The 10,288-nt window shown below is 72.6% G+C and carries 9 protein-coding genes and 1 tRNA gene; 6 read left to right on the top strand and 4 right to left on the bottom strand.

Annotated elements, in window-relative coordinates; genetic code table 11:
* The coding region (locus ACPCK6_RS03795) for a hypothetical protein (protein ID WP_423480338.1) at positions 1-639 on the top strand (639 nt) is incomplete at its 5' end.
* A 260-nt stretch (positions 640-899) separates the two neighbouring features.
* On the top strand, positions 900-1,742 hold the full coding sequence (locus tag ACPCK6_RS03790; protein WP_013473593.1) for a PSP1 domain-containing protein: 843 nt from the start codon (positions 900-902) through the stop codon (positions 1,740-1,742).
* 54 nt (positions 1,743-1,796) lie between these two features.
* On the opposite strand, the gene ACPCK6_RS03785 is transcribed toward ACPCK6_RS03790, so the two are convergent.
* Positions 1,797-3,527: a metallophosphoesterase family protein gene (locus ACPCK6_RS03785; RefSeq protein WP_422750692.1), complete on the bottom strand. Its 1,731-nt coding sequence runs from the start codon at positions 3,525-3,527 to the stop codon at positions 1,797-1,799.
* 133 nt (positions 3,528-3,660) lie between these two features.
* Between ACPCK6_RS03785 and ACPCK6_RS03780 the strand changes: the two genes are divergently transcribed.
* Positions 3,661-3,734, top strand: a tRNA-Thr gene (locus ACPCK6_RS03780).
* A gap of 59 nt (positions 3,735-3,793) precedes the next feature.
* Here ACPCK6_RS03780 and ACPCK6_RS03775 read toward each other — a convergent pair.
* Complete coding sequence (locus ACPCK6_RS03775; protein ID WP_423480337.1) at positions 3,794-4,741, bottom strand: AraC family transcriptional regulator; 948 nt, start codon at positions 4,739-4,741, stop codon at positions 3,794-3,796.
* Positions 4,742-4,827: 86 nt separating this feature from the next.
* Between ACPCK6_RS03775 and ACPCK6_RS03770 the strand changes: the two genes are divergently transcribed.
* Positions 4,828-5,784 (top strand): SDR family NAD(P)-dependent oxidoreductase, encoded by a 957-nt coding sequence (locus tag ACPCK6_RS03770; protein ID WP_318332026.1) that lies wholly within the window; start codon positions 4,828-4,830, stop codon positions 5,782-5,784.
* A gap of 85 nt (positions 5,785-5,869) precedes the next feature.
* Here ACPCK6_RS03770 and ACPCK6_RS03765 read toward each other — a convergent pair whose 3' ends face one another.
* Positions 5,870-6,697 (bottom strand): TrmH family RNA methyltransferase, encoded by an 828-nt coding sequence (locus ACPCK6_RS03765; protein ID WP_423480336.1) that lies wholly within the window; start codon positions 6,695-6,697, stop codon positions 5,870-5,872.
* A gap of 130 nt (positions 6,698-6,827) precedes the next feature.
* On the opposite strand from ACPCK6_RS03765, the gene ACPCK6_RS03760 reads away from it, so the two are divergent.
* Positions 6,828-9,002, top strand: coding sequence for an acyltransferase family protein (locus ACPCK6_RS03760; protein WP_396882062.1), 2,175 nt, complete (start codon positions 6,828-6,830; stop codon positions 9,000-9,002).
* A 44-nt stretch (positions 9,003-9,046) separates the two neighbouring features.
* Positions 9,047-9,628 carry a DUF3592 domain-containing protein gene (locus tag ACPCK6_RS03755; RefSeq protein ID WP_423480343.1) on the top strand — a complete coding sequence of 194 codons (582 nt, stop codon included), beginning with the start codon at positions 9,047-9,049 and terminating at the stop codon, positions 9,626-9,628.
* A 29-nt stretch (positions 9,629-9,657) separates the two neighbouring features.
* On the opposite strand, the gene ACPCK6_RS03750 is transcribed toward ACPCK6_RS03755, so the two are convergent.
* Positions 9,658-10,278: a pyridoxamine 5'-phosphate oxidase family protein gene (locus ACPCK6_RS03750; RefSeq protein ID WP_396882063.1), complete on the bottom strand. Its 621-nt coding sequence runs from the start codon at positions 10,276-10,278 to the stop codon at positions 9,658-9,660.
* Between the last annotated feature and the right edge of the window lie 10 nt (positions 10,279-10,288).

Here is a 10,288-nt window from a genome sequence, read left to right as displayed (position 1 = left end):
GGGCTCGACCTGCTCGCCCGCGTCGACACGCTGCTGGCCGCCGGCGCGCCCGAGGGGCATCGGCTGTGGCCGCTGCTGCGCCGCATGCAGGTGCTTCCCGGCGCGGCCGTGCGCGAGTTCCTCGACCTGCATCCCGCGCCGCTGACCGGCGCCGGCCACGCCGTGCGCCGGCTCGTCCGGGGGTACGACGACACCTGCGCCCTGCTGGCCGACCAGGTCGCCTGGTCCGGTGCCGCCGCGTCGGCATACGACGAGGCACGTACCGCCCTGCTGCGGCACCTGGACGAAGGGCCGGACAGCCTGGTCGGTCGGCTGGAGTCGACGGCGGGCTACGCCGACGCGCTGGCCGGCTGGGTGGAGGGCAGCCGGGCCGCGCTGGCCCGGGCGCTGGCCGAGGTGCTGGGCTCGGCCGAGGCGGTCGCGGTGCACGCGTCGACGCGGCCCGGCGTCGAGGCCGGACGGGCCGGGGCGTCCGCCGCGGCCGAGATCGCCACGAGGATCCTGGGTGTGCTCGGGGTGGCCTACGACGGCGCCGAGACGCTGCTGCGCCAGTGGGGGCCGAGCCTGGCCGAGACACAGTGGCGGGACCGCGCCACCACCGCCCCGCGCTACGGCGGCACCACCCGGATCGGCTACTGACGGTCCACGGCGTCGCGCGCCGATCCGGCCGTGGCCGGGTGACGGCGGCGACGCCGTGGCCTTCCCCTGCACCCCCCGCAGGTATGCCTTCACTCAACGCGTCCGGGCGGTGTTTGTCAGGGGCCCGCCGGAGATTCAACCGTCCGGGCGAGGCGATGGGGCCGGTTCGGCCGGGTCGACGTCGATGATCGCTGCGGTGGGTGACCGGGCGGCGACAGGTGTGCCGTGCGGCGGTCGTCGATCCGCGTAGGGTGTGGCGTATGGGCATGCTCTGCGCGGTCAGCTTCAACCGGTACGGGCGCCTCTACTACCTCGACCCGGGCGAGCTGCGCCCGCAGGTGGGCGACCGGGTGCTGGTGCCCACCGACGAGGGGCCCGAGGTGGCCGAGTGCGTGTGGGCCGCGCAGTGGGTCAGTGAGGACACCGACAGCTTCCCGAAACTGGCCGGGATCGCCGGCGACGACGACCTGCGCCGCGACGAGATGCTGCGCCGGCGCAAGGCCGAGGCGAAGGTCGCCGCCAAGCGGCTGATCCGCGAACACGGCCTGCCGATGAAGGTGGTCGCCGTGGACCACGTCCTGGCCACGCCGGAGAACGGCAGTGACCGCACCACCATCTACTTCACCGCGCCGCACCGTGTCGACTTCCGCTCGCTGGTCCGCGACCTGGGCGCCACGCTGCACTGCCGGGTCGAGCTGCGGCAGCTCTCCGCCCGGGACTCCGCCCGCGTGCAGGGCGGCATCGGTTCCTGCGGGCGTGACCTGTGCTGCGCCACGTTCCTGACCGACTTCGAGCCGGTGACCATCCGGATGGCGAAGGACCAGGACCTGCCGCTCAACCCGCTGCGCATCTCCGGGGCGTGCGGGCGGCTGATGTGCTGCCTGAAGTACGAGCACCCGCTGTATCAGAAGTTCCAGGAGTCGGCCCCGGCGGTCGGCAGCCGGGTGTCCACGCCGCAGGGCGAGGGCAAGGTGGTCGGCCACAGTGTCCCGCGCGACGCGGTGACGGTCCGCCTGGACGCCGACGGCTCCCGCTCGATGTGCTCCCGCGCGTCGGTGTGCGGCCCCAGGCAGGCCCACGACCAGCACTACCCCCAGCCCTGACCCGCTGCCTCTCCTCCCTCCCTCGTCTTTTCTCGGGTGTGTGCCGGGTGGGGGTCAGCGGATGACGATGGGGGGTTCGGCCAGGCGGGGGGTCAGCGGGGTCTTCGGGGTCAGCCAGGAGGCGGTGGGGGACTGGTCGGGGTTCAACTGCCAGTCGTGCGACACCCTGTCGACGGCGATCGGGTAGATCGTCAACGTGCCGTCCCTGTCGATCCGGAACCGCAGGAACGCCTTCGAGTCCTCGATGCCCTGCGCCGCGAACAACTCGTTCAGATTCACCCCGAACGCTCCAGCCACCAGCAGGTAGAGCGCCACGAGCTGGCTGGCCACCAGCCCGCTCACCGGCCCGTAGAGCACCACCGCGGCGACCGCCGGCAGCGGCCACGGCCAGTCGTAGAACGGCAGCTGCAACCAGACCCACGTGCCCCCGGCGGCGAGGGCGATCTGGGCCAACCCGTGCGCCACCCCGAGGATCCAGTGCCGGGCGTGCCGTTTCCCGCCCGCCGTCGGTGGCTTGGCGAAGAACACCGCGCCCATCATCGCCACCACCAGCATGATCGCCAGCGGCACGCTGAACAGGCGCTGCTCGGTGGTGCCCACCCGCTGCACCGCCACCCCGGCCATCGCCAGCATCAGCAGCGTGTGCAGGGTGCCGAGCAACGTGGTGAAACCCGGGTTGCGGAACGGCAGCCGGGCGAAGATCCCCCAGCCGTACCGGCGGGAGCGCGCCTTGTCCGGGTAGCGCGCGGCCAGGTCGTACTCCTGGGTGTTGCTGGCCCGGCGGGTCAGCGTGTCACGCGGCGGCACCTCCAGCTTCTCCGGCAGCCGGTGCGTGGGGTAGAGGTAGGCGCCGCCACCGCCGCACGTGATGAGCTGCCGGTCCGTGCCGGCATAGCGGGCGTAGTGGTGCAGGTCGCCGGAGACCAGCACCCGCACCTGCGCCCCGGTCGGTGCGACGAGGGTACGGATGAAGTAGTCGATCGAGTCGTACGCGTTGGGGTGGTCGACGGCCTTGACCCACGTCGGCGCCGGCACCGCCAGGATCACCTTGGACTCCGGGGTGAGCTTGCGGGCCACCTCGTCGAAGTAGGTGAGCTGCGGGTCGTCCAGGTACGAGCCGGACTGGTCGTCGAGGCCGAGCAGCCACCAGCCGGCCGGCAGCTCGACAGCGAAGTACGAGCGCGACTGGCCGGTGCCCCAGCCGCCGAAGTGCCGGTCCCGGGTGCGCACGAACAGGCGCAGGAACGCGGTCAGCCCGTCGTACCAGTCGTGGTTGCCGGGCACCGCGAACAGCGTCGGCTGCTCCGGCGGGGCGACAGGCAGCGCCGACTGGTACGGGCCCTTGCAACGGTCCTCGTACGCCTCGTAGCCCGCCGCCGGGTAGACCTGGTCGCCGCCCATCACCAGCGTCTGCGCGCGGGGAAGGCGATGCCCGTCCACTGTCAACTCCGGCTGGGCGAGCAGGTACGCCACCGAGTACGTGGCGTCGAAGCCGTCACCCAGGTCGGCCACGTAGTCGAGCCAGAGCCCGCCGTCCGGCCCGACCTGCCGGAACGTGCCGTCGCCGAACGCGTTCTGCAACTCGCGCTTGTCCAGGTACGCCCCGAACAGCATGGCCAGCAACGTCCGCAGGCCGGTGCTGATCAGCAGCAGCGGCGCGAGCCAGGGCACCGGCCGGCGCGGGGTGAAACCCAGCTCCCGGGGGTCGATGCCGCGGGGGCGGCGGGTGGCCCGCTCGCCGGGATGCGCCTCGGGAGCCGGTGGTCGCGGCGGTTCGTCGGTCACCCGCCGCAGGGTAGTCCGGACCGGGCGCGAAGTCTCTCCCGTGGCGGGGCGGATGTGGTCCGGTATCCGGGTTCGGGGGCGGGGGGATCCGGTTCGGCTTCCGGCGGGGCGTGCCGTACACTTGACGATCGTTGCCGCCTTAGCTCAGTCGGCTAGAGCGACGCACTCGTAATGCGTAGGTCGACGGTTCGATTCCGTCAGGCGGCTCGGTACAGAAGCCCAGGTCAACGACCTGGGCTTCGCCGTTTCCTGAAGGCCGAGCCACCTCACCGCGGCTCGGGAGGAGCGGGCGGCGCAGCTTTCCGCTCCGGCTGGTGGTGGGCCTTGCGGTACGCCCGGGGCGAGAGTCCGGTGACCCGCTTGAACGCCACGCTCAGCGCGCTCTCCGAACCGTATCCGACGGCGCGGGCGATGGTGGCGATCGTGTCCTCGGAGCGGCGGAGCCGGTCGGCGGCCAGCTCGATCCGCCAGCCGGTGAGGTATTCCAGTGGGCCGTAGCCGACAACCTGCTTGAACCGGGCGGCCAGGGTCGAGCGGGACACCGCGGCGCATCGGGCTATGGCCGCGACGGTCCACGGACGTTCCGGGTGGGCGTGCATCGCGCGCAGGGCCGGGGCGACCACCGGGTCGGTCAGGCCCGCCAGCCAGCCGGACGGGGTTCCATGGTCGAGGTGCAGACGCAGGATCCGGATCAGCATGACCAGCGCGAGGTGGTCGGCGACCAGTCGTCCGCCCGGGCGACCCCGCCGGAGTTCGGCGTCGATCTCCCCGACCGCCCACCGGACGGTTTCCGCCTCCGGTGTCGCCGCGGGCACGTGGATAACCGGTGGCAGGCTGTCCAGCAGCAGGTCACGGGAGCGGTCGGTGAAGGAGAACGCGCCGCCGACGAGGAGAACATCGTCGCCGGAGCCGGTCCGGGCCACCCCGTCGGACGCCGCTTGGAAGATCGGTCCGGCTGGTGCGGCCGGCACGTCGAGGTCGCTGGCCAGCGTGTAGTTCACCGGCCGGGTCAGGAGGAAGCAGTCGCCCGCGTCGAGGGGCACCGGCTCCGGCGCGGAGTCCACCCGCAGCAGGCAGCGTCCGTGCCGTACGGCGTTGAACTTGACCCCGGTCGGCGGGTCGAAGCGCACCGCCCAGCGCCCGCCGGCGGTCAGGGCGGCCGAGACGTGGCTCGTCGCGCCGAGCAGGGCGAGCACGTCGTCCAGCGGATCCACCTCATCCCCTTCCTTGGACGCACGCTGAAGAGTGGTGGACTCCAGAGTACGGACAGTCCAACGCTCGTGCTCCTAGCGTGGATGTCATGACAGAGACCAACCGACTGAGCACCCCGTTCACGGCTCGCACCACGGCGGCCGAGATCCTCGACGGCGTCGACCTCACCGGACGCCGGATGATCGTCACGGGCGGGGCCTCCGGTATCGGCACCGAGACCGTCCGGGCGCTCGCCGGCGCCGGGGCGGAGGTCACGGTCGCCACCCGCGATCCGGCCCGGGCGGAGCCGCTGGTGGCGGAGTTCGCCGGCCGGGTCCACGCCGCCGCGCTCGACCTGGCGGACCTCTCCTCGGTGGACGCGTTCCTCGCCGGCTGGGACGGTCCGCTACACGCGTTGGTGGCGAACGCCGGGGTGATGGCGATCCCCACCCGGCAGCTCACCGCCGAGGGCTGGGAACTCCAGTTGGCGACCAACTACCTGGGCCACTTCGCGCTCGCCCGGGGCCTGCACCCGCACCTGCGGGCGGCCGGGTCGGCGCGGGTGGTGTCGGTCAGCTCCGGGGCGCACCTGCGGGAGGCATTCGACTTCGACGACCCGCAGTTCGAGCGGCAGCCGTACGACCGCTGGGCGGCATACGGCCGGTCGAAGACCGCCGCGGTCCTGCTCGTGGTGGGCATCGCGCGACGGTGGAGCGGCGACGGGATCACCGCCAACGCGCTGAACCCGGGCTTCATCACCACCCACCTCCAGCGGCACATGGATGACGAGACACTGCGCGCCTTCGGCGCGATGGACGAGGCGGGCAACCGCATCGAGCAGCCCTATTTCAAGACGACCGCCCAGGGCGCGGCGACCTCAGTGCTGCTCGCCGCGTCGCCGCTGGTCGAGGGCGTCACCGGCCGCTACTTCGACGACAACCAGGAAGTCGACGTGGTCGCCGGCGGCCCGGAGGCGACCGGCGGGGTGGCCGCCCACGCCGTCGACCCGGCCGCCGCCGACCGACTCTGGGAGTGGGCGGAGGCGGTGCTCGCGGGCCGCCGGTGACCGGTCACCGTCACCGACGCGGCACGACGATCAGGGTACGGCGGGTCGACGTGCACGCCGACAACGCCGGGTGGCGGCGCAACCGCTACCGGCGCCCGGCGCGCTGCCGGGCCGCCTCGTAGAGCGCCACCGTCCCGGCCGCCGCCGCGTTCAGCGAACTCGCCGCCCCCACGATCGGGATGCGCACCATCCGGTCGCTCGCCTCCTGCCAGCCCTTGCTGAGCCCGTGCGTCTCGTTGCCGATGAGCAGGAGAGTGGGGCCGGTCAGGTCGTGCGCGGCGACGTCCACGTCTCCGTGTTCGTCCGTACCGATGATCTGGACCTGCGGACGTCCGTCCGCGCGCACCGCGGTGACCCAGTCCAGGACGTCGCGGTGGCTGGCGACGCGCACCACCGGTACGGCGAACAGCGACCCGGTGCTGGCCCGGACCGCCTTCGGGTCGTACGGGTCGGCGGCGTGGCCCGTGATGATCACGCCGGACGCGCCGAAGGCGTCGGCGGAGCGGACCAGCGTGCCGATGTTGCCAGGGGTCTTGGGGCGATCGAAGACCACCACGAGCATCGCCGGGCCGACCGGGATGCGGGCCAGGTCGTCGGCGGGCTGGGCCACCACGGCGAGCAGCTCGGGCGACTCCTCCTCCTTGCCGCTCAGTTCCCGCATCAGCTCCGGCGCGAGCGCGACCCGCCGGGCGTCGGCGCGGTCGAGCAGGTCACGGCACCAGCGGGACAGCGGCTGCCGGTCCGGGTACAGGAGGGCGCGGATCTCCCAGCCCTGCTCCAGGGCCACGGTGATCGGGCGTACCCCCTGGACCAGGAACTCCCCGGACCGCTGCCGCTTGGTGCGGTTGGTCAGCAGCGCCTGCCACTGCTGGAAGCTCGCGTTGCGGGTGGTGATCGTCAGGGTCTTCGCCACGCAGCCGATTCAACCGCATCGAGGTCGGCGGCCACGCGGCGGTGAGGCGTACGACGCGGCGCGATTGTCCCGCCGAGTGACCAGCCGCTATCGTTCCCTCGCCCCCAGCCCGCAGAGTTTGAGGATCGCGATGACTTCCCCGCCGTTGACGAAGGTTGCCGATCGGGAAGGTTCACCCTCCGAGGAGCCGGGCGGTACGGCGACCACGCGCGAGCCGGGCAGGGAAGCGACGCCGAGCCGGTTCCGGGCCGACGTCGCCGGGCTCCGGGCCGTCGCGGTGGGGCTGGTGCTGCTCTACCACGCCGGGCTGCCGTTCATCCCCGGTGGCTTCGTCGGCGTCGACGTCTTCTTCGTGATCTCCGGCTTCCTCATCACCGGGCAGCTCATCTCGGAGATCGAGCGCAGCGGCCGGGTCTCGCTCGTCGGCTTCTACGCGCGCCGGGCCAAGCGCATCCTGCCCGCCGCCACCGTGGTGCTGGCGGCCACCGCCGTCGCGGTCCGGCTGTTCGTACCCCGAAGTGAGTGGCAGGTCGTCGGCGGCGACATCGCCGCGGCGGCGACCTACATCGTGAACTGGCGGTTCGCCGACCGCGCTGTCGACTACCTGGCCGAGGACGTCGCGCCGTCGCCGGTCCAGCACTTCTGGTCGCTCGCCGTGGAGGAGCAGTTCTACCTGCTCTGGCCGCTGCTGATCGTGCTGGCCATCCTCGCCGCGCGCAAGCTCCGGCGGGCGAACGTACGGCCGGCCCTGTGGGTCGGTCTCGCGGTGCTGGCGGTGCCGTCGTTCGTCTGGTCGATCATCGAGACGGCCGACTCGCCGCAGCGGGCGTTCTTCGTCTCCACCACCCGGCTGTGGGAACTCGGCGTCGGTGCCGCCATCGCGCTGCTGGCGGTCCGCGCCGCGCGGATGCCCCGGTCCGTGGCTGTCGTCCTCGGATGGCTCGGCCTCGCCGCGATCGTCGCGGCGGCGCTGCTGGTCAGCGGGAAGACCGCATGGCCGGGGTACGCGGCGGCGCTGCCCACGCTCGGCGCGGCGGCGGTGATCGCGGCCGGCGCGGCAGCCGGCTCCCGGGGGCCGGTGATGGTGCTCGGCACGCGCCCGTTCCAGTGGATCGGTGACCTGTCGTACTCGCTGTACCTGTGGCACTGGCCGATGCTCGTGGTGGCCGCCGCCCACTTCGGTGACCTGTCGCTGACCGAGGGCCTGCTGGTGGCGCTCGCCTCGGTGATCCCGGCCTGGATCACGTTCCGGCTGGTGGAGAACCCGCTGCGCTACTCGCGGAAGATCTCCACGTCGCCGCGTCTGGCGCTGAGCCTGGGCGGCAACTTCACGCTCGCCGGCATCTGCGCCGGCATGGTGCTGGTGCTGATGGGCGCGTGGGCCGCCGCCGCGACCACCACGAAGGGCCAGTACGCCCCGGGGGCCGCGCTGCTGTCGACAGCGCCCGGCACCGCCCCGATCGGCCCGGTCCCGGAGCGGTTCGACGTGATCAAACCGGATCCGCTGCAGATCCGGCAGGGCTTCATGGACGTGCCCGACACCAACCGGGACAAGTGCTTCCAGCAGGTCGACGGCGCCGAGGTGCTGTCCTGCACGTACGGCAACCCGAACGCGGCCACCACCGTCGCGCTCGTCGGCGACTCGAAGATGGACCAGTGGCTGCCCGCGTTCCAGGTGCTGGCCGAGCAGAACGACTGGAAGATCCTGATCGCCGCGAAGGCGTCGTGCCCGTTCACCAGCGCGCCGGCGGTCCGGGCCGACGACCCGAGCAAGCTCTACACCGACTGCATCGACTGGAACCGGTCGCTGATGCGCAAACTGGTCGAGGAGCGACCCGACTACCTGGTCACCTCGCAGGGCGCGGCGCGCGCCTTCGACAGCGACGCGAAGGAGCCGACGGTCGAGGCGATGGTCGCCGGGGTCCGGTCCGCGTGGAAGAAGCTCGACGCCGTGGGCACGCAGGTCGTCGTGCTCGCCAACAACCCCGGCCCCGGCCCGGCGGTGACGTGCGCCGACAAGAACCGTAAGCGCCTGTCCCGGTGCGCGTTCGACAGGGAGCGGCACGACCAGGACCCGGCCTACCGGATGCAGCGGCAGGCGGTGTCCGGCGCGCCGAAGGTCAAGATGATCGACCTGTTCGACGCCGTCTGCCCGACCGACAGGTGCCCCGTGGTGTTCGGCAACGTGCTCATCTACCGGGGTGGCTCGCACATCGGGGCGGCGTACGTGAAGACGACAGCGCCGCACCTCGCCCGCGCCCTGTCCGACGTCGGCGTGCCGGCGCGCTTCAGCCCGGCCGGGTAGCTCGCCCGGGGGTTGCGGCGCCCGGTCACGATATCGGCGTGATCATGCGTCGGCCGCTCTGGCTCAGCTTCGCGTACGCGCTGCTGGCGGTCGCCGGTGCCGCCCTGCTCTGGCTGCCGTTCCACACCCAGTCGGCGCTCGACGACTGGGCGGTGACGCTGCGCGAGCGGGGTACGCCCGCCCGGGCGACGGTAGTCGACCAGGTGACCGAGAGCGGCGGCAACCGGAGTTCCTCGTCGAGCACCATGTACTTCAGCTACGTCGTCGAGGGCCGGACGCACGCGCAGGAGGTGCCCTGCTTCGAGGTGTGCCGGGCGGCGGGCACCGAGGTGCCGATCTGGGTCAACCCGGCGGACCCGGGCGACTTCGTCACCGACTTCGGGCAGCTCAGCGGCCATCGCGGGCGCGTGCAGGGCGTACTCGGCGTGGTGGGGCTGGTCGCCCTGGGCGCCGGCGTGGTGCTGACGCTGTCCCGCATCCGGCGCGCCGCCCGGCCAGGCCACGACCGCGCAGCCCGGCCGGGCAAGGACCGCGCCGTCCGGCTGCGCCGGGTGGCGCCGGCGTCGGTCGGAGACGGCCGCCCCTACACCGGCCGGGGCAAACGCAAGCGAAACGTCCGGCGCTGACGCGAACGCACCGCTCGGCGCCGACGCGCTCAGCGGTAGAGCGTCTCCAGGTAGCCCGGGCCGTAGTGGCGTTCCAGGTCGGCCAGGCTCTCCGCCGGGGCCTCCACCTCCTTGATCAGCCGGGCCCGCGTCGGCAGCACGTCCGGCTGCCAGGTCTCCGGCTGCCACAGCTCGGAGCGCAGGAACGCCTTCGCGCAGTGGTAGAAGATCTGCTCGATGGCGACCTCGACGGCCAGCACCGGCCGGTGGCCCTTGACCTCCATGCCGGCGAACCACGGCGCGTCGGCGATCAGCCGGGCCCGGCCGTTGATCCGCAGCGTGTCGGTGCGGCCGGGGATCAGGAAGATCAACCCGACGTGCGGGTTGGCCAGGATGTTGCGGTAGCCGTCGGCCCGCCGGTTGCCGGGCCGCTCCGGAATCGCGATCGTGGTGTCGTCGAGCACCAGCGCGAAGCCGGGCGGGTCACCCTTGGGGGAGACGTCGCAGGTGCCGTCCGCGCCGGCGGTGGCGATCAGGCAGAACGGCGAGGCGGCGAGCCACTCCCGGTCGCGTTCGTGCAGCGTACGGCGGTCCTTGGCGGCAGCGCGCGGCATCGGTGTGCCGATCAGCTCACGTAGGTCGGACTCGCTGGTGATCTCCCGGGTCGTCACGTCTTCCTCC

Origin of the sequence: Micromonospora sp. AB353, assembly GCF_049538395.1 — a bacterium.
GTDB classification, from domain to species: Bacteria; Actinomycetota; Actinomycetes; order Mycobacteriales; family Micromonosporaceae; genus Micromonospora; species Micromonospora aurantiaca.
The sequence above is the reverse complement of the archived record's forward strand: the minus strand, read 5'-3'. Positions and strand labels throughout refer to the sequence as shown.